Origin of the sequence: Pseudomonas fluorescens (assembly GCF_900636825.1) — a bacterium.
Classification (GTDB): domain Bacteria; phylum Pseudomonadota; class Gammaproteobacteria; order Pseudomonadales; family Pseudomonadaceae; genus Aquipseudomonas; species Aquipseudomonas fluorescens_BG.
Map to the genome: position 1 here is coordinate 3488015 of NZ_LR134318.1, position 20684 is coordinate 3508698.

A 20684-nucleotide genomic window follows, 5' to 3' on the forward strand; every position below is an offset into this window, starting at 1 on the left:
TTGGATTGGGGTCTTCCTTGACCCCTCTTCTGTTTAGAACGCGTAGCTGGCCTTGAGGCCGCCGTTGAAGCCGTGGCTGTCGCCGCCGCCGTTGGCGCCCATTTCTGCGCCGAGGCTAAGGGCGCCGAGGCTGGCCATGAGGTTGACGCCGCCGCTGAATTGGTCGCGGTTGTCGAAGGCGGCGCGTTGTTCGATGTCGAGGCCCAGCAGGTGGCTTTGGCTGTCGACTTGATTGTCGCCCAGTGTGCGCTCGTAACCCACTTGTACGCCGGGCATCAGTTGCCATGCGCCCATCGCGACGGGGGCGAAGGCGACGTTGAGGTTGGCGACGGCGCTGCGGCGGGTGACGGTGTTGTCGTCGACGTCGAGTGACAGTTCGCTGCCCTTCTCTGTAAAGCCGTTGAGGTCGAGATGGCTGATGCGCAAGCCGAGGCTTGGTTCGAAGGTCATGCCGTTGACCGGGGCGCGGTAGCCGAGGGCAATGGTTGCGCCGCTGAGGCTGCCGTGGGTGTCGCCCTTCGCGGTGCCGAGGCCGCCGCCGAGGTCGCGTTTGCTGTCGTAGTCGATGTAGCCGGCGCTGGCGTTGGCATCGACGAACAGACCGCGTTCCAGGCTGGTGAAACCGTAGCGGGCGCCGACGTTGAGGAAGGTGAAGTCCGTATCGGCTTCACCGCTCGCACCGCCGACCGTGCCTTTGCTATAGCCGAAGCCGCCGCGTGCGCTGAATTGTTCGCTGAAGCGTTGAGTGATGCCGACCATCAGGCCTTGGCTGTGTTCGTTGCTGCTCTTGGCGTGGGCCGAGCCGTCGGTGCCGAGGTAGCCGCCGAGCGCGGTGGTCCACAAACGGTATTGGCCGATTTTGAGATCGCTGCCGCTGGCGAACGGCGCGGCGGCTTGTTCGATCATTGCGTTTTGGCGCAGCAGGTAGCTGGCGGCGTCGGCGTGCACTTGGCCACCAACCTGGGATTCGACTCCCCCGAGGGTGCCGGCGTCGATCGCCGATTGCAGGTAATAGTTGTAGGCGCTGTAGGTGCCGGACAGGTTGGTGTTTTGCAATTGGCGCAGTAATTCGGCGCCGGCTGCGGCGTTGCCGATCAGCCCGGCCTGACCCGGCAGGCTGTTGTATTCGACGAGTTTGCCGCGCAGAACATAGATGGTTTCCTGCGACAGGCCGAGGCCTTGTTTGAGGTAGTTGTCCATGCTGCCGTATTGCGCGGTGACTTCGTCGAGGCCGGCCTGAAGGTAGCTGGCCTGAACGCCGAGCAGTGGCTCATACACGGCGGCCATACTGGCGGGCATCGCTTTCAACGTGGCGGCGACGCGAGCGGCTGTGTAGTCGTTAGTCGCGAGGTAGTTGGCCATGATGGTCGCGTTGTCGACACCGGCGATGCTCTGCAACACGGCGGCGGTCCAGCCGGTGCGGTCTTTGCCGGCGGTGCAGTGGAACAGTTGCGCGCCGTCGGTGGTGGCGAGTTCGTTGAACAGTTTGTTGAATTGGCCGCGCATGCCGGCGTCGCTGACGAAGGCGCGGTTGGTCTGTTCCATCATGGCGATGGCGTCGGCGGCACTTTTGAAGGAAATGCTGGTGATGTTTGCGCCGGAGGTGGTGCTGCCGATGATGTCGATGTTCTGGTAAGCGGCGCCGCTGATCAGGGTGTCGGGAGTGGCGGCGATTTCGCTAGGGGTGCGCAGGTCGTAGACCGCTTTGATGCCGAGGCCGTTGAGGATCGCCAGGTCTGATGCGGTCGGCGTCACCGCGTTGGCGCGGTAGAACACCCCGGCGCGCATCGTGCCGTCGTGGGCGGTGGAATACGCGGTGGTAGTGCCGGCGACATCACGGAAATTGTCCATGCCTTTGAGGCGCGGGGTGTCGAGCAGCACGGGCTCGGCAGCGTTGGCAGCGGCGATGGATAGGCTCAGTACGGACAGCGAACACAGCAGACGTTGGAACACAGTGCAGCCTCATTTCGATTAGCGTTGGGCTGCCTACTATCTGCACTGAATGAAGAGCGAATATGACAAATTCGCGCAGCCCGAAAATGCCTGCGCGAATGGGCCGTGGGGTGCGTGAATTGTCCATCGGGCGATGGCGGTGTGTCAGGCAGTGAGGATGCTGGCTGTGCTGGCCTGATCGCTAGCAGGGCTAGCTCCCACAGGGATTTTTGGTGTGTTGGAGATTGTTGGCATCCACAAAACATGTAGGAGCGAGCCTGCTCGCGAATGCGCTGGGTCATTCACCCTGCCGCTAAAGTCCATCGATTACTCGAAAAGGAAATCTGGCTCAGTTGCTCCGACTGACCACCCGAATATCTGTCAGCCCTACCCGCTCGGCGTGTTCGAGAATCTGTTCCGGGGTGGAATCGGCGGTGGGCATGACCAGGCTGTTTTCGGCGTCGCCCAGGTGCAACTCCAGCAGGTGCATTGCGGCTTCGTGTTCGGCCAGTTGCGGCGCTTTGAGTTCGAGCAGGTAGGTGCGGGGCTCTTTGTTGAATCGGTATTCGATGTGATAGGTGTACATGAGGTCATCCGCGTCAGTGGAAAAGGACTGAACATCCTGACGCTCCGGTCAGGAAATTAGTTCCCACTCGATGCAAGCCCCGGGCGATTTGAATTTCCGGGCAAACTTTTCGCGCGCCGGGGCGTCCTTTGCTTATCACTCTCAACCGGCTGAACACAGCCAAGGATAGGCAATGACTTTTTTCATTTTTCTTCTGGCCTGCGCCGCAGCGGCGACCACTGGCGTGATGTTCAAACCGGGGCCGTGGTACGAAGGGCTGAACAAACCGGGCTTCACTCCGCCCAATTGGGCCTTTCCGGTGGCCTGGACGATTATTTACCTGTTGCTGGCATGGGCCGGTTATCGCCTGAGTCTGCTGCCGGGGAGTCAGACCGTGCTGGCCTTGTGGGCGGCGCAGATTGCCTTGAACACGCTGTGGACGCCGGTGTTCTTCGGCGCGCATCAGGTGCTGGCGGCGATGGTGATTCTGGCGTTGCTGTGGCTGGTGGTCGCGGCCATGGTGGTGCTCGCATTGCAACTGGATCTGGTCACCGGTTTGATCCTGTTCCCGTATCTGGCGTGGCTGTGCGTCGCGGCGGCGTTGAATTTTTCGATCCTGGTGAAGAACCGCTGATGACCATTGCCCACTCGGGAATCGAAACACCTTGGCCGCAAGGCGAGCGCGAATTGGCGCAGGTGCGTGCGTTCAATCGCAAACTCGCCTGGCTGCCGCGTTTCAAGATTCGCAATCGCCTCACGCCCCGCTTGATCCAGACGCTGTTGCGCGCGAGCCAGATCGGCGCGGACGGCAAATTGCGCAAACACGAGCTGACCGCTGAACGCACGACCATCGGCACAGTGCCGGTGCGGATCATTCGCCCGCACGGCCAATCGAAAGGCGTGGTGCTGGACTTTCACGGTGGCGGCTGGGTGATCGGCAATGCGCAAATGAACGATCCGTTCAATGCCGCCATCGTCAATACCTGCGACGTTACAGTGGTCTCGGTGGATTACCGCTTGGCCATCTCGACGCCTATTGAAGGCCTGCTGGCGGACTGCTTGAGCGCGGCGCGCGGCGTGTTGGCCGCTGCCGAGTTTGCCGGTTTGCCCGTCGTGGTGGTCGGCGAATCGGCGGGCGGTCACCTCGCCGCCGCGACGATGTTGGCGCTCAAACAATGGCCGGATTTGCTGCAACGTATCTGCGGCGCGCTGCTGTATTACGGTGTCTACGATTTGAGCGGAACCCCGAGCGTGCGCAACGCGCCGCCGGAGACATTGGTGCTCGACGGCCCCGGCATGGTCGAGGCGCTGCGCCAGCTCACGCCGGGCCTTAGCGATGAACAGCGTCGACAACCACCGTTGTCACCGCTGTATGGCGACTTCAATGGTTTCCCGCCAGCGCTGCTGTTTGCCGGCGAACTGGATCCGTTGCTCGACGATACGCTGAGCATGGCTGCGCGCTGGCGAGCCTCGGCACCGGTCGAGGTGTACACGCTACCGTACTCGCCCCACGGTTTCATCCACTTCCCCACGGCGCTCGCGAACAGCGTGCTCGCCTACAGCCGCGAGTGGATAAGCGCTCGCGTCGACGCGCAATCGGCGGTTACTCGTTGAGATCCTAGTTGTCGTAAGCTCCACTATGGAATTAGCGGCGCGATCACGCTGATTGTCCCGCGACCCATTTGCGGTACTGACGCGTGCGTAACGCATTGCCGATCTGCTGCAGGACCAGCGCGCGCAACGGCGAGACCTTCGGGTTGGGCTGTCTGGCCTGGCTGAGCTTGCGCAACTGAAACTTGACCACCGCCATGCTGGCCAGCGACGCCATGGCTTTGTTCTTCCAGGTGATCGGCGGTAACTCTGGGGCGGTGTTGCGGCCCTGCAGCCAGTCATGCGGCAGGTTGGGATCGATGGCTAACGCGGTGCCGATGCCAACCATATCGACGCCGCTTTGCACCACCTGCTCCGCGATCGGGCGCCGGCGCACGCCGCCCGTGACCATCACCGGCATCCTCGCGACTTTGCGAATATCGCGGGCAAATTCGACGAAATACGCCTCGCGCGCCAGCGTGCGGCCGTCGCGCGCCTCCCCCTGCATCGCCGGCGCTTCGTAGCTGCCACCGGACAATTCGACCAGATCGACGTCCAGCTCATTGAGCAACTCGACTACCTGCCGGGCGTCTTCGGCAGAAAAACCACCGCGCTGGAAGTCAGCCGAGTTGAGCTTCACCGCCACCGCAAATTGCGCAGACACCACAGCGCGCACAGCCTTGACGACCTCCAGCAACAACCGCGCACGGTTCTCCAGCGAACCGCCCCACTCGTCCGTGCGTTGATTGGTCAGCGGTGACAGAAACTGGCTGAGCAGGTAACCGTGCGCGGCGTGAATTTCCACTCCGGTGAAGCCGGCCTGCTCGCCGAGTTGCGCGGTACGGGCAAAGCGCCCGATCACGTCGGCGATCACCTCAGCGGTCATCGCGTATGGCGTGGTGAAATGTTTGGAAAGGCTGCCCATGCTCAGCGGCACCGCCGACGGCGCCCAGGTTTTCTGTCCTAGGTTGGCTTGCATTTGCCGGCCGGGATGATTGATCTGCAACCAGAACTGCGCACCGCCGGAACGGCCGACCTGCGCCCAGCGCTTGAACTTGGCCAGTTGCCGATCATTCTGCAACACCACGCCACCGGGCCCGGTCATCGCGCGGCCATCGACCATGACATTGCCGGTGATGAGCAGACCGGCGCCGCCATCAGCCCAGGCCTGATACAAGCGCATCAATTCAGCGGAAGGCGCTTGATCGGCGTCGGCCATATTTTCTTCCATAGCGGCTTTGGCGATACGGTTTTTGATGCTCGAACCGTTGGGGAGCATCAGGTTGTCGAACACGTTCATGAGGAGTCCTCGATTGGGCGTGAGACAACCATAAGATTGAAGTCAACTTTAAGGTCAAGCGACTTTTAAGACTTTTCTATTTCCCCGCAGCGATTTTCTCTTCGCGCATCTGATTGATCAGCAACTGCGCGTTATCCGCACACGCGACACCGGCAGGTTTGCTCTGGATGCCATCAATGACCCGCAGCAACTGCGCCTTGTTTTGCGCCAGGCGTTGCTGGAGGATTTCGATTTCCTCGACCTTGCGCTTGAGCCCCACCAGCATCTCGTCGGGCTGCCAGTCCTGCGCTTTCAGCGGCAGCAATTGGCGGATTTCGTCCAGCGAGAATCCCGCCGACTGCGCGCCGGTAATGATCTGCAGAATCCACTCGGTCTCCGGGGCGTAATCCCGATAGCCGTTGGCCTTGCGCCCGACCGAATTGATCAGCCCGCTGGCTTCGTAGAAGCGAATCCGCGACGGCGCCAGACCACTGAGTTGTGCCAGTTCACCGATTTTCATGTTTCACCCGAGCTGTGAATGACCCTGAAGTGAAATTTAAACCCTGAGGCGCGCGCGGCCAATGCAGGTAAATGGTTTTTGCGACCGCGACGATTGCGCATCCGCAATGCCACTGCCCTGCCCGCCTACGCGCGGCCCCGACAAAAAGAAATGAACCCGCCGCACTCAACGCCACCTAACGCATAGACCATCAGGAGGTAGCCAATGCAAATCGAAACCGTGTGGATCGTTCTGGCGGTAGTTCTTGTGCTTATCGAGCTTTGGGCTATCAATCGAGTGCGCAGGAGTGAGGGGAAGTCGAGCAATAAAGGCGTATGGATCGTGTTGATCGTGTTCGTGCCGTTGTTTGGCTTGATTGCGTGGGCGTTGGCGGGGCCCAAGCATATCGGGCATGGCCGTCCGTCGGATGCGGCCCGCTGATTGAACCGTGACGAGGGCGCCCGCCCTCGTCACGCAAGACTTTATTGGGACTTGTCCTGCTGCAGTTGGACGGACGACTTGCTGGTGTCCTTTTCTTTGTTCGAGGCATCGTCGGAATCCTGAAAACACCCTTGCAGCATCAACACACTGCAGATTCCCAGACATGCGCAAATTTTCTTCATGATCGCCTCCTTATCAATTGACACGGCCAACGCTGTCGACCTGTAGCGATGAACATCGCCTCTAAGGTGGACGCTGTGATGCTGAATGAGTTCGAACTGTTTTTCCTGCTTGTGGTGCGCACGCCGAACCCTTTATAAGAGCGGCTTTCATTTGCGATTCAAGGGGCTGCACCCATGAGCAATGCCTGGAACGAAGGTTATTTCACCGACGAAGGCTACACCTACAGCTATAGCCGGGAGATCAATCCGGTATTCCAGCGCTATTGCCTGTTGCTGCGCGGCTTCGCCAGCCTGGACAACGACGACGGTTATCACTGCGAGCTTGGCTTCGGTCAGGGCGTCTCGATCAATATCCACGCCACCGCGAATCCCGCCGGTTTCGTCGGCACCGATTTCCACCCCGGCCAGGCAGCCCACGCCATCGAACTGGCGAACCTCAGCAATAATGGCGCGAAGCTGTATGACGACAGTTTCGAACAGCTGCTCGCACGCACGGATCTGCCGCAATTCGACAGCATCAGCCTGCACGGCATCTGGAGTTGGGTCAGCCGTGACAACCATAAGCTGATCATCGAATTCGTCCGCCGCCAGCTCAAACCCGGCGGCCATCTGTATGTGAGCTACAACGCTTTGCCGGGTTGGTCGCCGTCAGCGCCGTTGCGTCAACTGTTCAGCCTGCACGACCGTTTTGCCAATGGCTCGACGCGGTCGGATCAGCGCATCGACGCGGCATTGCAGTTTTCCGAGGCGCTGCTGGCGGCCAACCCCAAATACGCCCTGGCCGCGCCGAGCCTGGGGGCCAGGCTGCAGACCATCAAGGGCCAGGATCGCCATTACGTCGCCCACGAGTATTTCAATCGCGACTGGCATTGCCTGTATTTCGCCGACATGGTCGATGCCTTGAGCGCCGCCAAGCTTGATTACGCGACGACAGCCGTGCCGCTGGATTCGGTTGATGCGCTCAACCTGAGTGCCGAGGGCGTCAGCTTTCTCGCGGGGATCGAGCATCCGGTGATGCGTGAGCAGGCGCGCGATTATTTCGTCAATCAGGCGTTCCGCCGCGACCTCTATGTGCGCGGTGCCAACCGCCTCAGCGCCGCCGAGCGCCGTTCGCGCATGCTCGATACGCGGTTCATCCTGCTCCAGGCGGCTGAAAGCGTAGCGTCCACGGTCAGCGGGCCTGCGGGAGAAGCCTCGCTGCAGCCGGAAATCTACGGCCCGGTACTCAATGCGCTGGCCGCACAAAACTACGAAGCGAAATCGCTGCGCCAGTTATTCGCAGCGCTATCACCGATGGCTTATGACGATCTTGAGCAAGCCATCGCGATATTGGTCGGCATGGGCGCTGTGGCCCCCTGCCAGAGTGAAGCCGCCGAGGCGCAAGTGTACGAACGCTGCGCCGCGTTCAATCTGCAGTTGTGCGAGCGCGCGCTGTTCAGCGCCAACATTCAGGTGTTGAGCAGCCCGGTCACGGGCGGTGGGGTTACGGTCAGCCGCTTCCAACAATTGTTCCTGTTGTCGATCCGACAGGGCAAACAGCATCCGTCGGAATGGGCGCAACTGGCTTGGAGCGTCATGGCCGAACAAAACGAGGTGCTGATCAAGGACGGCAAAACGCTGACCACGGCCGAAGAAAACATCGCCGAACTGATCGAGCGCGCTCAGGTGTTCGCCGAGCAATCGCTGATCGTGCTCAGTGCCCTGAAAATCGTCTGAGTTAGCCCAGGCACGCGGCGCGACGACCGGGGAAACCTGCAGTCGCGCCGCGCAGTAATGGCCGGTGATTCGACGGATCTGTCAGTCAAACGCGCCGTTGAGCACTTCGTAAATCAGGCCGGTGGTCAGCGCGACAAGGATCAGATCCGTGCCCACCTGCTGCCACTCGTATCCATCGTAATGCGGCAAGTGCCCGAGCAGGCGGCCATCAAGCTTTTTGGCGATGCCGGGTGGAAGCGGTTTGCCGCGCGCAAGATTTTTTTGAATGCCCGGTGGTAATGCTGGGCCGGGGCTCCAGTAATCGCGGTGTCCACCGACGATCCCCAACACGTTGCCGCGATCGATATCGGGCCGGTAACCCTGATTGCCGCCGGACTTCTTGCCTGAGTTGCCCTGACCTTTCTGGCCGCCGTGATCCTGGACGTTTTGCCCATTGCCCTTGCCGTTGCCCTGGCCTTTTCCATTGCCGGGGTCGGCCAACGTCAGCGCACTGCCTACCAGCGCAAGCGACGCGATCGCCGCCACCATTGCACGTGATTTGATCATGCAAGGTTTCCTCTTAAGTGATCTGGTGCCTTCTGGACGTTGTCGTTGAGCTTAGTTTATTGCAGCAGTTCGGCGATCGATTTCAGCGAACCACGTCGGCGCTAGTCATCCCGTTGACCCATACTCGAGAAAGCAGCAGTCGACTTTATCGCCGCGCAAGCAATTGACGTTGCCTGATCCCGAGCCATGCGTCAGGATTCGCCCCTTTGACCGGAACCAACACCCATGAATCGCCAGAAAAAACTCAAGCAACTGTTCAAGGAAAAGGCCAAAAAGGCCAGCGCCAAACTGGCGCCGAAAAAGCCCAAGTACATCAGCAAGGCTGAGCGGGCGAAGCTGGATGCCGAGGGGCAAGCGGCAAGTGAATCGAGCGATCAGAGCCAAAGCTGATGCCGCTGCCCTCCGGCTGAAGGATTACTCTTTTGTGCCTGGCACCAGTTCAAAGGTAGGCGTGAACGGCGTCATGGCCGCCATCAACAACTCGAACGGTTGGCGATTGCCTTCAAAAATGGCCTTGCCCTGCGCGACGAGCTGATCGAAGCTGATTTTCCTCGCCATCACGTTTTCCAGCGCGGTGCGGTCAAGGGTAATGGTCAGGTCGGCCTTTTCGGCGGTCTGCCCCTTGATACTGGTCAACGTCGAATTGCTCAGTTCAACCGCAAACTGCTCGCCATTGTCGGGCGTTTTAAGGTTGAAGACGAAATGCTGATCCGCAACCTTGGAGCCATCGAGGCTGATACCCAAGTATTCAAGCCATAGCTCAGTGCTCATCGCGCGAAGAATATCGGGGCCGGTTGATTTTGGCGTCAGGCCTTTGGGCATGCCGTGGCGTAATTCATGGGCAGCTGCCAGGAAACTGTTGCGCACGCCGGCGCTCTCCTTCTGATAACCGACCTGCTCGTAGACATCGGCCAGCAAATCCTTGGCCTGGCTGTTCTGCGGCTCGGCGTACACCAGTTTGTTCAGAAGTTCATAAGCCTCGCGGTACTTGCCCTGATCGAACAATGTTTTGCCCTTGGCGATGATTTTCTCGGCGCCGCCCATCATTTCAACGTACAGCGGTGCCGAATCCTTGGGTGACAAGGGCATCAACGTCGCAGGGTTAGCGTCCCAGTAACCCAGGTAGCGGTTGATCACGGCGCGGCTATTGTGCTCTTCCGAACCGTGATAGCTATGAGTGGCCCAGTTGTTTTTCAGGCTGGCAGGCACTTGTAGACATTGTGTATTTCGTTGATGGTCACGCCTTGGTTGGCCGCGTGCAGCACGGCGTTGTTCAAGTTGGCATAAGCATCGCGCTGCGCGCGCATGACCTCTTGGATCCGGGCGTTGCCCCAACGCGGCCAATTGTGGGATGCGAGCATGACGTCGGCCGTTTGCCCGTAGCGATACAAGGCGTTATTGATGTTTTTCGACCATACGAGCGGATCACGAACCAAGGCGCCGCGCAGGGTGTAGATGTTGTGGATGGTGCCGGTGATATTTTCGGCGGCCCAAAATGCCTTGAATTGCGGAAACCATGTGTTCATCTCCGACGGCGCTTCGGTTCCGGGGGTGTTCTGGAACTCCATCTCCACGCCGTCCAGAGTCACGGTTTCGAAGTCTTTCTCAATGTAACGATTGGGCTCGATCAGCCCGATATTGCCAATGGCGACGTTTTTCCCGATCGCCATATCGACGTGGCCGTATGGGCTGTGCGGCAGCAAAACGCCATACTGGAAAAAGGTGCGCCGGTTCATGGCATTGCCGGCATACACGTTTTCCGCTACCGCGTGTTCCATGAAACCTGCCGGGGCAATCAGTGCGACCTTGCCGCTGCGCACGTCCGCTTCATCAACAATGCCGCGAATGCCACCGAAGTGGTCGGCGTGCGAATGCGAAATCACCACCGCGACAACCGGACGTTTGCCCAGTTTTTCATTGATGAATGCCAGCGCGGATTTCGCGGTTTCCTTGCTGGTCAAGGTATCGAACACGATCCAGCCGGTATCGCCTTTGATGAAAGTGATGTTGGCCATATCAAAGCCGCGGATTTGATAAATCTTGTCCGGCACCACTTCGTACAGACCGTAAGCCATATTCAGCACCGCCTGCCGCTGCAGAGACGGGTTGATACTGTCGAAGTCCCTACCCTCCAGCAGGAAATCGTAACTGCCCATGTTCCACGCGACGTTTCCAGCATCGCCCATGATTTTCTGGAAGGTCGGCGCGGCGATGAAGCCTTTTTTGGCTTCGGCGAAGTCGCGCTCATCTGCAAACGGAAGACTGGTGCGCAGGGCTTTCTGCAATTCGATGGTGTGCAGCGAGGGCGCTTTGCCCTTGTCGTCGAAATGGCCGCCTTTACCGGAAGCAGCCGAACTGACACTGGCATCGCCGCCGAAGGCGACCGGGCTGGTGCCCAACGAGAAGACCAAAGCCAGGTGGAGGATTTTATTATTCATTTTTTAGTGCCTACGCTCGGAATACAAAAGGCTGTTGATGACCGGTGTCCGCGCCAGGAATTGGGGGTGCATGGCTTGACCCGGAAAGCAGAAATAGCATACTCAGCCGATCACGAAAAATTCCGTTTCGTATCGCTTCGATAACATTAAGGTTATGTATGACCCCGCGCCGTTTACGCCAGTTTCTGAGTCTTGTCGAACATGCGCATTTTGGTCGGGCGGCCAAAGCCCTCGGCGTCTCGCAGCCGGCACTCAGCAAAAGCATTCAACTGCTGGAACATGAACTCGGCGTCACGCTGTTCGATCGCCGCACGGAAGGCGTGGTGGTGACGGCATTCGGCCAGTTGCTCAAGGAAAAGAGCCAGAGCCTGCTGATGGCGGAGGCAGACCTGCGACGGGACATCGGCTTATTGGCCAGCGGTGAAGTCGGCGCGCTCAGAGTGGCCTTGGGTCCATACCCGAGTATCACCTGCGGTTACGCCAGTATCGCCAGGCTGCATGCCCGCCATCCGCAAATCAACGTCACCGCTCATGTCGTCGGCTGGCGTGACGTTGCCCATCGGGTGGCAACGGGCGTGGTGGATCTGGGGATTGCAGAAATCAGCACCTTACGAGGCCGCGAGGAATTCACCTGTGAATTATTGGGTGAACATCAGGGGCGACTGTTCTGTCGTCCGGGCCATCCGCTGGTATCGCAAGGTTCGGTTACCCTGGCGCAAACGCTGGATTATCCGTGGGTGGCGTCACGCATTCCGATGCGACTGGCCAAGCATCTGATGCCGAAGTCGCTCGGATGTGCCGGCACTTACGATATCCACACGGGAGATTTTGTTCCGGCGATTGAAATCGACGTACCCATGCAAATAGTGCCATTCCTCGAGAACAGTAACGCGTTGGCTGTGGGAATCCTGGACACTTTTGAGCGGGAATTGAAGGCTGGAGAAATGGTGGCCTTGCCAATCGATAGCCAAGCGCTGCGCACGCACTATGGCTTTATATCGTTGAAAGCGCGGTCACTTTCTCCTGCGGCTCAGATGTACATGCAAGAAGTGCGGGAGAGAGAGCAGGAAATTGTCGAGCGAGAAAAGCAGCTCGGAATCAGCGACTTGGTAGCGCGAAAGAACCGACACTGAACAAGTCGCTTACAAGATCCATCGATCCACTCTATTCAGGAAACCGCGCAATAACCCGCCTGCGAAGGTGCCTTTGGCTTCTAGCAAGGTCCGGATAAATCGGGCTTCCCTGCCCCTGCCGTGGGTTCGGGCTGGTCAACCGCGCTTCGGCAGTTTCCAGTTCGGGCGGATAAAGTGGCAGGTGTAGCCATTGGGGATGCGCTCCAGATAATCCTGGTGCTCCGGTTCCGCTTCCCAGAATGGCCCGGCCGATTCGATCTCGGTAACTACGCGACCCGGCCACAGGCCTGACGCGTCGACGTCAGCCGCAGTGTCTTCGGCGATGTCTCTCTGCGCTTCGCTGAGGTAATAAATGGCCGAACGGTAGCTGGGGCCACGATCATTGCCTTGGCGATTGGGTGTGCTGGGATCATGGATCTGAAAGAAGAACTCGAGAATCTGACGGTAGCTGATCACCGCCGGGTCGAAAACGATCTCAATGGCTTCGGCGTGGTTGCCATGGTTGCGGTAATTGGCATTCGGCACGTCGCCGCCGGTGTAGCCGACACGCGTCTGCAACACACCGGGATAGCGCCGCAGCAAATCCTGCATGCCCCAGAAGCAGCCGCCGGCAAGAATGGCAGTTTCGGTTGTTGTGCTCATGGTCTGTGCGTCCTCTCGGGGTGCAATGGGTACAGCTTGTGTTATGAGGGCGAATGGGCAATTTCCAAGGCCGCACCGTCGTCCCCACAGATGAAGATTCACGCAAATAAGCTATCGTAGCCCGATTATTCAAGCAGGAATGCCCATCCATGACCGAGCGCCCTACCGTTGAGCACTACAGTGCGTGGTCGGTATTTTTGATTTTTCTGCGGCTGGGCCTGACCTCTTTCGGTGGCCCGATTGCGCACTTGGGCTACTTTCACAATGAATTTGTCACGCGACGGCGCTGGCTGACCGAGCGCAGCTATGCGGATCTGGTCGCGCTTTGTCAGTTTCTGCCGGGCCCGGCCAGCAGTCAGGTCGGCATGACGCTGGGTTTGCTCCGCGCGGGTTACCGAGGCGCGCTCGCGGCCTGGGCGGGGTTCACGCTGCCGTCGGCTATTGTGCTGATCCTGTTCGCCTTGGGCATTTCCCGTTACGGCTCCGCGCTCGCGCCCGGCGCCCTGCACGGCCTTAAAGTCGTCGCCGTTGCGGTGGTGGCGCAAGCCGTTTGGGGCATGGCGCGCAATCTGTGTACCGACCTGCCGCGGATAACGCTGATGGCAATGGCGGCGTGTGTGACTGTGCTTGCACCGTCCGCATGGGGACAGATCGGCGTGATTGCTCTGGCGGGACTTGCCGGCTTGTTGCTGTTCAAATCGCCAACCACTGTCGAGCACGACGCCTTGCCCATCGCGATCAGCCGTCGTACCGGAGCGATCTGGCTGGGTCTGTTTGTTGCGCTGCTGCTGGGCCTGCCACTGTTGAGCGGATTTTTCGCCGATCAATGGCTGGCGCTGGTCGACGCTTTCTATCGCGCCGGCTCACTGGTATTCGGCGGCGGGCACGTGGTTTTACCGCTGTTGCAGAACGAAGTGGTGGCGAACGGCTGGGTCGATAATCAAACCTTTCTTGCCGGCTACGGCGCGGCACAGGCAATGCCGGGGCCACTGTTTACCTTCGCCGCGTTTCTCGGCGCCTCGATGAACGTTGCGCCTTCCGGCTGGGCCGGCGGAATCATCTGTTTGCTGGCGATCTTTGCGCCGTCGTTTCTGCTGGTGATGGGCGCCCTGCCTTTCTGGGAGCAACTCCGGCGCAACGCGCGCACTCAGGCCGCATTGGCAGGTGTCAATGCGGCCGTCGTCGGTCTGCTGCTGGCGGCGCTCTATAACCCCGTGTGGACGAGCGCGATCCTCAGTCCGCAGGACTTTGCCCTGGCGCTCGTCGCTTTGGTGGCATTGATGTTCTGGAAGTTGCCGCCATGGCTGGTGGTCATTGCCGCTGGCATAGCCGGCTGGCTGTTGAACGCGGCGTTCGCCGTTTCATGACCAGAAGCCGTTGTGCGGCTCAGCCGCTTCAGCCTCGAGCATCGGCCCGAACACACTGACCTTGCGTTGACCCTTGGCGAACACTTCGCGGCATGGCAACGAGAACGTCGGGTTCTCGGGATGATCACCGGTCAGCCCCAGCAAGGCGTGCTCGGACAACGCATAAACCACCCGCCCGATTCCCGTCCAATACACCGCGCCGGCACACATGCAGCAAGGCTCGGCGCTGGTGTACAACGTGCAGGATTCCAACTCTTGCGGGGTCAGCAGCCGCGCTGCGGCCGCCGCTGCCACCAGCTCAGCGTGCTGGGTGGGATCGCCTTCCGGCGGCATCGAATTGTTCCCCGCTTCGACAATCACCTTGCCGTTGCGGTCCGCCACCAGCGCCGCAAACGGATGGCGGCCACGCTGTTTCGACGCTTGTGACAGCGCTATGGTCTGGCGCAGCAACGCCAGATCGAGATCGCTGACGCCAGCCGGAACGAGTTGAGTGAATTGGTTCATGGGTAACTCCTTGGCAGTGAAATAAAAAGCAGATCAGTCGGCCAGTTCGGCCGTTGGTGCGCCGACGGGGTCGGTCGATTTTTTCGAGGGGTTGAGCAAAATGTTGAGCACGATGGCAGTGATTGCACCGAGAAAAATCCCGCTGTCGAGGACCAGTTTCAGTGTCGGCCCGACATGTTCGAACAGCGCCGGAAACGACATCGGCAGCACGCCGACGCTCACCGAAACTGCGACGATGATGCCGTTGCGCGTGCCTTCGAATTGCACCCGCGATAACTCTTGTATGCCGGCCACCGTAGTCATGCCGAACATGACGATGGCGCAGCCGCCGAGCACCGGTGTCGGCACCGCGGCAATCAACGCACCGAGCTTGGGGAACAAGCCCATCAGCACCATGATTGCCCCGGCAGCCGCGACGACAAAGCGGCTCTTGATGTTCGAAAGCGCAATCAGACCGGTGTTCTGGGTGAAGGCGTTGTAGGGAAAGCTGTTGAACAGGCCACCGAGCATCGTCGACAGGCCATCAGCGCGAAACGCGTTGCCGAGGGTTTGCTGGGTGGTCGGCTTGCCGGTCAATTTGCCGATCGCCAGGCAGTTGCCGGTGGTCTCGGCCATGATCACCAGCATTGCCAGGGTCATGATCAGTATCGGCACCGGGGCAAATTCCGGCGCGCCGAACGCCATCGGCGCACTCAGCTCGAACCATGCCGCTTCACTCACTCGGCTGAACTGGGTCATGCCACACGCCGCCGCGATCAGGCTGCCGACGAACAGACCGATCAAGACACTGAGGTTGCCGATGAAACCCTTGAATTTGGCGTAGATCACCAGCGTCACACTGACCGTTGCCAGGCCCAGCAACAGGTTGGCGGGACGACCGAAATCCGCCGCATCGGGATTGCCGCCACCCAACCAGATCGCGGCCGCGGGCATCAACGAGATGCCGATGATGGTGATCAGGCTGCCGATCACCACCGGCGGGAAGAACCGCAGCAAGCGGCTGAACACTGGTGCCAGGGCAATAGTGATGAAACCTGCGGCAATCACCGCCCCGAAGATCTGGCTGAGTCCGAACTCCTTGCCGATCATGATCATCGGCGCCAGCGCAATGAACGAGCAACCCTGGATCAGCGGCAGGCGCGCGCCGAACTTCCAGAAACCTAGCGTCTGAATCAGCGTCGCCACGCCTGACGTGAGCAGGTTGGCGTTGATCAGCAAAACGATCTGCGCCGAGGTCAGCCCCATCGCGCTGCCGAGGATCAGCGGCACCGCCACCGCCCCCGCATACATCACCAAAACATGCTGCAAGCCGAAGGTGAGCAACTGTCGCAGCGGCAAAATCTCGTCCACCGGATGAATGCTGTGTGTGGTCATTTCACGCGCTCCTGAAGGTGCGGCATTGTTGTGATCGCAGACGTCTCCAAGCCCGACGAAGGGCCCGGAGAGTGTTAGACGCCGGGCCATCTTTGAGCGTTTTTAGCGATGAAACAAATTAGCAACCATCGCTTTTTTCGATGGCATAAGCGCAACGCAATCTGCTATTTGTGCAACGGTTCACCCCAACATACTCGCCCTCGGAGTCTGCCCTTTTGCGCTTCTCACTCGATCAATTGATGATGTTTGCCCAAGTGGTCAAAAGCGGATCGTTCTCCGCCGCCGGGCGCAAATTGGGCAAGACCCAATCGACCATCAGCGCAGCGATTGCCAACCTCGAAACCGACCTTGGCGTCGACCTGTTCGACCGCACCAACCGCAGCCCTGCCCTCACGCCCAGCGGTCAAAAACTGCTGATTCAGGCCGAAGCGGTACTCGAGCGCTGCATGACCTTCGAAGCGCACGCCGATAGCCTCTCGGAAAACGTCGAACCCAGCCTGACGCTGGCGATTGAAACGCCGTATGGGCCGATCATGCCGGTGCTCAAGGCGTTCGAGCAGGCGTTCCCTTTCGTCGACCTGATCATCCGCCACCCGGTGCACGGCGACGTCAGCGAACTGGTCAGCAGTGGCGAGGCGGTGTTGGGTGTGGCCTTCTCCCAGCCGGGCTATCCCAAAGAACTGGCGTTCCAGCAGTTGGGCAAACTGATCATGCTGCACGTCTGTCACCCCGAGCACGCGCTGGCACAACAGGACAACATCAGCTTTGAAACGCTGCACGTGCATCGGCGTCTCGCCTTCAGCGCCCACGCCAGCAAGTTGCCCAGCAGTGAATACCTGCGCTCGACCCAGCTGTGGCAAGCGGAAAGTTATCTGGCGTTGGTTGAAATGGTCCGCGCCGGCCTCGGCTGGGCGACTTTGCCACGGCAGCTGATTCAGCGCGAATTGGCCAAGGGTGAATTGGTGGAACTGCAGCTTTCGGCTTACCCGCACACGGACTGGCAGATCGGCGTGGATCTGCTGTGGGCGCGGCAACGTCCGCTCGGCAAAGCCGAGCGCTGGCTGAAGGAAAAATTGCAGGGCAACAAGGTGTATGAACTGGATCGCAATGGGCAGATCACCACCCTTTGACGGGGTCGTCGGAATATAAGTTGAACCGCTTGAGAGCGCGCTCGCCTAATGATCAGCCTGTGAATATTTCCACAGGCAATCTGCCAATATCGGCATGCTTCCAGAGGTGGTCAACGTGGCTAAAGACGAGAAGAAAAGTAAAAAAGACGACGCTTCGAAAGCCAGCAAGGATCTGAAAGACAAAAAATCATCACCCGCGAAGAAATCCACGGCAGCCTCGGCGCTTTCAAAATCTTCCGACAAGAAAGACAAGATGAAAGACGCCGAACCGAAAAAATCCGCGAAGAAAGCTGACAGCAAGCCAGAAAAGGCCAAGAAAGCTGATAGCAAGTCCGAGAAGCCGAAGAAAGCTGAGAGCAAGTCTGAAAAGTCCAAGAAATCAGACAAGGCAGAAAAACCCGCCAAGAAGAAGTGATATCGGGTATCGGCCAGGGCTCCACGCCCTGGCCTCCTGAGTTTTATGCTTAATGAGCCGGCTCAGCGCGGTTCACAGACGGGCAGAGAACCGCTCTGTCCATTTGTGTTCTCTGGAGTGGGAGACCAGGAAATCAACGAACACCCGAGTTTTAGCCGGTAGCAGTTTCTGACTGGAAAAGTAGAGTGCGATTTGGCCCGCATCAACATACCAATCAGGCAGTACCCGTTGCAGCCTGCCATCTTCCAGATAAGGCAACACATCCGGAATCGCCAAGAGTCCCACACCCAAACCCAGCAACGCACTCTGACAGAGCGCCTGCGGATCGTTGACCAACAAGCGAGGCGCCAGATCAAGAGGGCTTTTTTGCCCTTTGGGGCCCTGCAGCATCCAGGTTCTGACTTTGCCGGTTTGCACTGAGCGCATGGCCAGATGATCAAGCTTTTGCAGATCATCCGGGCGCTGTATGCGACCCCGTCCAGCCACATGCGCCGGCGCTGCGACCAAAACCAAATGAGCTGGGGCAATATCCCGAGCCACCAGTCCGGGCGCCAGCTCGATGCCGCCACCAATCGCCGCGTCAAACCCTTCAGCCACGAGATCAACCTGGCGGTTTTCCAGATGCCACTCAGGAACAATCCGCGGATAACGCTGCAAAAAAGCCGGCATCAATGGCAACAAAATGTCCCGTGCAAATCCCGGCGCCGCAGCGATACGCAATATCCCCGTAGGCTCGCCGGCGTTGCTGGTGACGTCGGCAATAGCGGCCTGGACGCTGTTCAATCCCCCCTCCACATTGCCGAGAAAGCGTTCGCCCGCTTCGGTCAGTGTGACGCGCCGCGTGCTGCGCTGGAACAGCCGCACGCCAAGGTTAGCTTCCAGCTGCGCCACGTTTCGGCTGACCGCTGCCGGGGTCAAGCCCAGGCGCCGCGCCGCTGCGGAAAAGCTGCCGGTTTCGGCGCTGCGCACAAAGGACAGCAAATTTCCGAACGTTTCCATAGAGGCGATCTTCAAGTTTTAGTTGAAAGTAATACTAGTCACTACCCACTACTGAAGAAAGAGTTAAAAGCGTCTCATAGCCTCACCAAACACACACGAGGCTTACTCCATGACCGCCAACAACCGTTCTCTCACCGGCAAAATCGCAATCGTCACCGGCGGTTCACGCAGCATCGGCGCGGCCATCGCCAAACGCCTGGCCGCGGACGGCGCCACCGTCGCGATTACCTACAACGCATCCGCTGATCGCGCTGAAACCGTGGTCGATGAAATCATCGCGGCTGGTGGCCAAGCGTTGGCCCTACGCGCTGATGCCGGTGATGCCGATGCCGTGCGCGCTGTTGTCAATGAGGTCGCCCAGCGTTTTGGCCGCATCGATATTCTGGTTAACAATGCCGGCATCAGTGTATTGGGCGCGCCGGAAGACATCGCTTTCGAGGACTTCCAACGCATTCTTGCGGTGAACGTGACTGGCGTATTTGTCGCCACCCAGCAGGCGCTCAAGCACATGGGTCAAGGCGGTCGCATCATCCATATCGGCAGTTCGATGGTGCAGTACGCAGCCTTTGCTACAGCGTCTGCTTACACCTTGACCAAAGGCGCAGTGGCCGGTTTCAGCCGTGGCCTGGTGCGCGATCTCGGCCCGCGCGGCATCACCGTTAACACGGTGCACCCCGGTCCTACCGACAGCGACATGAACCCGGCCGATGGCCCGGTTGCCGACTTCGTACGCCCCAACATCGCAGTGGGTCGCTATGGCGAAGGCCGGGATATCGCTGGCGCAGTGGCTTACCTGGCCAGTGCCGAGGCCGGCTTTGTCAGCGGTGCTGAATTAATGGTCGATGGCGGCTTCACCGCCTAAGGAGGTCGTCATGAACATCAGCATTATTGGCGCGGGAGCCATTGGAACCGCCATCGCCCGGTTACTTACCCGTGCCGGTTTGCAGGTCAGCATCAGCAACAGTCGTGGGCCAGAAAGTCTGGAGCCGTTGATTGCCGAACTGGGTCCGCTCGCGCATGCAGTCACGGTGCAGCAAGCCAGTCAGGCGGACATCGTGTTTCTCGCCGTGAACTGGTCGAAAATCGCCGCCGCCGTTGGGCCTCTCGGGCCTTGGGAAGGGCGTGTAGTCGTGGACACCAACAATCCCATCGAAGCGCCGCTGTTCAAGCCTTTCGATTTGAATGGTGAGTCTTCCTCGAGCGTTGTCTCGCGGATGCTGCCTGGCGCGCAGTTGGTGAAAGCGTTCAATCATCTGGCGCCGGCATTGCTGGAAAACCCCGCAGCAGAAGGCGGCAAGCGTGTGCTGTTCTATTCCGGCGAGCACCTTGAGGCGAAGCAGAAAGTCGCTGATCTGATTACTCGACTGGGCTACTTCGGGATCGATTTGGGCGGCCTGCAACAAGGCGCTCTGGCCCAGTTTCCAGGCGGGCCGCTACCGGGCCTCAACCTCGTTAAACACGGCTGAATATTCTCTCTTGTCTACAGGTGCCCTATGACCGACTCCACCTCAAATACCTTCGAACCTGATTTCGATACAGTGCTTCGCGCCAACCTCGACCGAGTCTTCAACCAACGTAATGCAGCCAAACGGATTGAAGCGGTGAGCCAACTGTTTTCAACCTCAGCGATAATGTACGAACCCTCTGGGACTGTCCGCGGGCAAGCGTCTATCGCCGATGTCGCGGGCGCCCTGCTGGAGCAATTTGGTGAAGATTTTTCATTCGTGCCGCTGGGCGCCGCTATCGGCCATCACGGGCTCGGCTACCTGCGTTGGCAAGCGGGACCTGTAGATGGACCTGTCATGGTGACTGGCGTCGATGTAGCGACAGTCATCGATGGAAAAATTACTCAACTTTGGGTGCTGCTTGATCCGCCTGCGTAGGATGTCGTCAGCAGATTTTTTCCCATGTGTACGTATGCTTCTGGCCGAT

22 protein-coding genes and 1 pseudogene are annotated in these 20684 nt (G+C 59.4%); 12 read left to right on the top strand and 11 right to left on the bottom strand.

Annotated elements, in window-relative coordinates; genetic code table 11:
* Window positions 1-33 precede the first annotated feature (33 nt).
* Together EL257_RS15655 and EL257_RS15660 are read right to left on the bottom strand one after the other, a co-directional pair.
* Entirely contained in the window at window positions 34-1953 is a 1920-nt protein-coding gene (locus tag EL257_RS15655; protein WP_126364106.1) for a tyrosine-protein phosphatase, read from the bottom strand.
* A gap of 328 nt (window positions 1954-2281) precedes the next feature.
* Window positions 2282-2518 carry a hypothetical protein gene (locus EL257_RS15660; RefSeq protein ID WP_126364108.1) on the bottom strand — a complete coding sequence of 79 codons (237 nt, stop codon included), beginning with the start codon at window positions 2516-2518 and terminating at the stop codon, window positions 2282-2284.
* A gap of 172 nt (window positions 2519-2690) precedes the next feature.
* Between EL257_RS15660 and tspO the strand changes: the two genes are divergently transcribed.
* Together tspO and EL257_RS15670 are read left to right on the top strand one after the other, a co-directional pair.
* The gene (gene tspO, locus EL257_RS15665; RefSeq protein WP_126364110.1) at window positions 2691-3131 is read left to right on the top strand and encodes a tryptophan-rich sensory protein TspO; all 441 of its coding nucleotides are present in this window, start codon (window positions 2691-2693) and stop codon (window positions 3129-3131) included.
* Window positions 3131-4111 (top strand): alpha/beta hydrolase, encoded by a 981-nt coding sequence (locus EL257_RS15670; protein WP_126364112.1) that lies wholly within the window; start codon window positions 3131-3133, stop codon window positions 4109-4111. Before tspO ends, EL257_RS15670 begins: the two co-directional genes overlap by 1 nt.
* A gap of 43 nt (window positions 4112-4154) precedes the next feature.
* On the opposite strand, the gene EL257_RS15675 is transcribed toward EL257_RS15670, so the two are convergent.
* Both EL257_RS15675 and EL257_RS15680 read right to left on the bottom strand, forming a co-directional pair.
* Window positions 4155-5387, bottom strand: a complete 1233-nt coding sequence (locus EL257_RS15675) for an NADH:flavin oxidoreductase/NADH oxidase family protein (protein ID WP_126364114.1) — start codon at window positions 5385-5387, stop codon at window positions 4155-4157.
* Between the two features lie 76 nt (window positions 5388-5463).
* Window positions 5464-5886, bottom strand: a complete 423-nt coding sequence (locus tag EL257_RS15680; RefSeq protein WP_126364116.1) for a MerR family transcriptional regulator — start codon at window positions 5884-5886, stop codon at window positions 5464-5466.
* 204 nt (window positions 5887-6090) lie between these two features.
* On the opposite strand from EL257_RS15680, the gene EL257_RS15685 reads away from it, so the two are divergent.
* Window positions 6091-6306, top strand: a complete 216-nt coding sequence (locus tag EL257_RS15685; RefSeq protein WP_126364118.1) for a PLD nuclease N-terminal domain-containing protein — start codon at window positions 6091-6093, stop codon at window positions 6304-6306.
* Between the two features lie 41 nt (window positions 6307-6347).
* On the opposite strand, the gene EL257_RS27775 is transcribed toward EL257_RS15685, so the two are convergent.
* A complete protein-coding gene (locus EL257_RS27775; protein WP_172604489.1) occupies window positions 6348-6488 on the bottom strand; it encodes a hypothetical protein in 141 nt (46 codons plus the stop codon).
* Between the two features lie 174 nt (window positions 6489-6662).
* Here EL257_RS27775 and EL257_RS15690 point away from each other — a divergent pair, with 174 nt between their 5' ends.
* Window positions 6663-8204, top strand: a complete 1542-nt coding sequence (locus EL257_RS15690) for a class I SAM-dependent methyltransferase (protein WP_126364120.1) — start codon at window positions 6663-6665, stop codon at window positions 8202-8204.
* An 81-nt stretch (window positions 8205-8285) separates the two neighbouring features.
* Here the strand turns inward: EL257_RS15690 and EL257_RS15695 are convergent, their stop codons facing one another.
* Window positions 8286-8750 carry an anti-virulence regulator CigR family protein gene (locus EL257_RS15695; protein WP_126364122.1) on the bottom strand — a complete coding sequence of 155 codons (465 nt, stop codon included), beginning with the start codon at window positions 8748-8750 and terminating at the stop codon, window positions 8286-8288.
* Window positions 8751-8975: 225 nt separating this feature from the next.
* Here EL257_RS15695 and EL257_RS15700 point away from each other — a divergent pair, with 225 nt between their 5' ends.
* A complete protein-coding gene (locus EL257_RS15700; RefSeq protein ID WP_126364124.1) occupies window positions 8976-9140 on the top strand; it encodes a DUF2986 domain-containing protein in 165 nt (54 codons plus the stop codon).
* A 24-nt stretch (window positions 9141-9164) separates the two neighbouring features.
* On the opposite strand, the pseudogene EL257_RS28440 reads toward EL257_RS15700, so the two are convergent.
* Window positions 9165-11188, bottom strand: a pseudogene (locus tag EL257_RS28440) (alkyl/aryl-sulfatase).
* Between the two features lie 158 nt (window positions 11189-11346).
* Between EL257_RS28440 and EL257_RS15710 the strand changes: the two are divergent.
* Window positions 11347-12321 carry a LysR family transcriptional regulator gene (locus EL257_RS15710; RefSeq protein ID WP_126364126.1) on the top strand — a complete coding sequence of 325 codons (975 nt, stop codon included), beginning with the start codon at window positions 11347-11349 and terminating at the stop codon, window positions 12319-12321.
* Between the two features lie 135 nt (window positions 12322-12456).
* Here EL257_RS15710 and msrA read toward each other — a convergent pair whose 3' ends face one another.
* Window positions 12457-12963 carry a peptide-methionine (S)-S-oxide reductase MsrA gene (msrA, locus tag EL257_RS15715; protein WP_126364128.1) on the bottom strand — a complete coding sequence of 169 codons (507 nt, stop codon included), beginning with the start codon at window positions 12961-12963 and terminating at the stop codon, window positions 12457-12459.
* Window positions 12964-13112: 149 nt separating this feature from the next.
* On the opposite strand from msrA, the gene chrA reads away from it, so the two are divergent.
* The gene (chrA, locus tag EL257_RS15720; RefSeq protein ID WP_126364130.1) at window positions 13113-14330 is read left to right on the top strand and encodes a chromate efflux transporter; all 1218 of its coding nucleotides are present in this window, start codon (window positions 13113-13115) and stop codon (window positions 14328-14330) included.
* Here the strand turns inward: chrA and EL257_RS15725 are convergent.
* Together EL257_RS15725 and EL257_RS15730 are read right to left on the bottom strand one after the other, a co-directional pair.
* Window positions 14325-14834 (bottom strand): nucleoside deaminase, encoded by a 510-nt coding sequence (locus tag EL257_RS15725; RefSeq protein ID WP_126364132.1) that lies wholly within the window; start codon window positions 14832-14834, stop codon window positions 14325-14327. The two genes, chrA and EL257_RS15725, sit on opposite strands and share 6 nt — an antisense overlap.
* Before the next feature lie 33 nt (window positions 14835-14867).
* Window positions 14868-16208, bottom strand: a complete 1341-nt coding sequence (locus tag EL257_RS15730) for a nucleobase:cation symporter-2 family protein (RefSeq protein ID WP_126364134.1) — start codon at window positions 16206-16208, stop codon at window positions 14868-14870.
* 215 nt (window positions 16209-16423) lie between these two features.
* On the opposite strand from EL257_RS15730, the gene EL257_RS15735 reads away from it, so the two are divergent.
* Complete coding sequence (locus tag EL257_RS15735; protein ID WP_126364136.1) at window positions 16424-17338, top strand: LysR family transcriptional regulator; 915 nt, start codon at window positions 16424-16426, stop codon at window positions 17336-17338.
* A 106-nt stretch (window positions 17339-17444) separates the two neighbouring features.
* On the top strand, window positions 17445-17753 hold the full coding sequence (locus tag EL257_RS15740) for a hypothetical protein (protein ID WP_172604555.1): 309 nt from the start codon (window positions 17445-17447) through the stop codon (window positions 17751-17753).
* A gap of 72 nt (window positions 17754-17825) precedes the next feature.
* Here the strand turns inward: EL257_RS15740 and EL257_RS15745 are convergent, their stop codons facing one another.
* Window positions 17826-18752 (bottom strand): LysR family transcriptional regulator, encoded by a 927-nt coding sequence (locus EL257_RS15745; RefSeq protein ID WP_126364140.1) that lies wholly within the window; start codon window positions 18750-18752, stop codon window positions 17826-17828.
* Window positions 18753-18861: 109 nt separating this feature from the next.
* Between EL257_RS15745 and EL257_RS15750 the strand changes: the two genes are divergently transcribed.
* From EL257_RS15750 to EL257_RS15760, 3 genes are read left to right on the top strand one after another with little or no spacing between them, the layout of a single operon-like run.
* Window positions 18862-19614 carry a 3-oxoacyl-ACP reductase family protein gene (locus tag EL257_RS15750; RefSeq protein ID WP_126364142.1) on the top strand — a complete coding sequence of 251 codons (753 nt, stop codon included), beginning with the start codon at window positions 18862-18864 and terminating at the stop codon, window positions 19612-19614.
* A gap of 10 nt (window positions 19615-19624) precedes the next feature.
* Window positions 19625-20218, top strand: coding sequence for an NADPH-dependent F420 reductase (locus EL257_RS15755; RefSeq protein ID WP_126364144.1), 594 nt, complete (start codon window positions 19625-19627; stop codon window positions 20216-20218).
* A gap of 27 nt (window positions 20219-20245) precedes the next feature.
* Window positions 20246-20635, top strand: coding sequence for a nuclear transport factor 2 family protein (locus tag EL257_RS15760; protein WP_126364145.1), 390 nt, complete (start codon window positions 20246-20248; stop codon window positions 20633-20635).
* Window positions 20636-20684: the final 49 nt, after the last annotated feature.

Coding starts and splice junctions, on each gene's coding strand:
- EL257_RS15660 (WP_126364108.1), bottom strand. CDS start 2,518: ATGTACACCTATCACATCGAATACCGATTCAACAAAGAGCCCCGCACC.
- tspO (WP_126364110.1), top strand. CDS start 2,691: ATGACTTTTTTCATTTTTCTTCTGGCCTGCGCCGCAGCGGCGACCACT.
- EL257_RS15670 (WP_126364112.1), top strand. CDS start 3,131: ATGACCATTGCCCACTCGGGAATCGAAACACCTTGGCCGCAAGGCGAG.
- EL257_RS15675 (WP_126364114.1), bottom strand. CDS start 5,387: ATGAACGTGTTCGACAACCTGATGCTCCCCAACGGTTCGAGCATCAAA.
- EL257_RS15680 (WP_126364116.1), bottom strand. CDS start 5,886: ATGAAAATCGGTGAACTGGCACAACTCAGTGGTCTGGCGCCGTCGCGG.
- EL257_RS15685 (WP_126364118.1), top strand. CDS start 6,091: ATGCAAATCGAAACCGTGTGGATCGTTCTGGCGGTAGTTCTTGTGCTT.
- EL257_RS27775 (WP_172604489.1), bottom strand. CDS start 6,488: ATGAAGAAAATTTGCGCATGTCTGGGAATCTGCAGTGTGTTGATGCTG.
- EL257_RS15690 (WP_126364120.1), top strand. CDS start 6,663: ATGAGCAATGCCTGGAACGAAGGTTATTTCACCGACGAAGGCTACACC.
- EL257_RS15695 (WP_126364122.1), bottom strand. CDS start 8,750: ATGATCAAATCACGTGCAATGGTGGCGGCGATCGCGTCGCTTGCGCTG.
- EL257_RS15700 (WP_126364124.1), top strand. CDS start 8,976: ATGAATCGCCAGAAAAAACTCAAGCAACTGTTCAAGGAAAAGGCCAAA.
- EL257_RS15710 (WP_126364126.1), top strand. CDS start 11,347: ATGACCCCGCGCCGTTTACGCCAGTTTCTGAGTCTTGTCGAACATGCG.
- msrA (WP_126364128.1), bottom strand. CDS start 12,963: ATGAGCACAACAACCGAAACTGCCATTCTTGCCGGCGGCTGCTTCTGG.
- chrA (WP_126364130.1), top strand. CDS start 13,113: ATGACCGAGCGCCCTACCGTTGAGCACTACAGTGCGTGGTCGGTATTT.
- EL257_RS15725 (WP_126364132.1), bottom strand. CDS start 14,834: ATGAACCAATTCACTCAACTCGTTCCGGCTGGCGTCAGCGATCTCGAT.
- EL257_RS15730 (WP_126364134.1), bottom strand. CDS start 16,208: ATGACCACACACAGCATTCATCCGGTGGACGAGATTTTGCCGCTGCGA.
- EL257_RS15745 (WP_126364140.1), bottom strand. CDS start 18,752: ATGGAAACGTTCGGAAATTTGCTGTCCTTTGTGCGCAGCGCCGAAACC.
- EL257_RS15750 (WP_126364142.1), top strand. CDS start 18,862: ATGACCGCCAACAACCGTTCTCTCACCGGCAAAATCGCAATCGTCACC.
- EL257_RS15755 (WP_126364144.1), top strand. CDS start 19,625: ATGAACATCAGCATTATTGGCGCGGGAGCCATTGGAACCGCCATCGCC.
- EL257_RS15760 (WP_126364145.1), top strand. CDS start 20,246: ATGACCGACTCCACCTCAAATACCTTCGAACCTGATTTCGATACAGTG.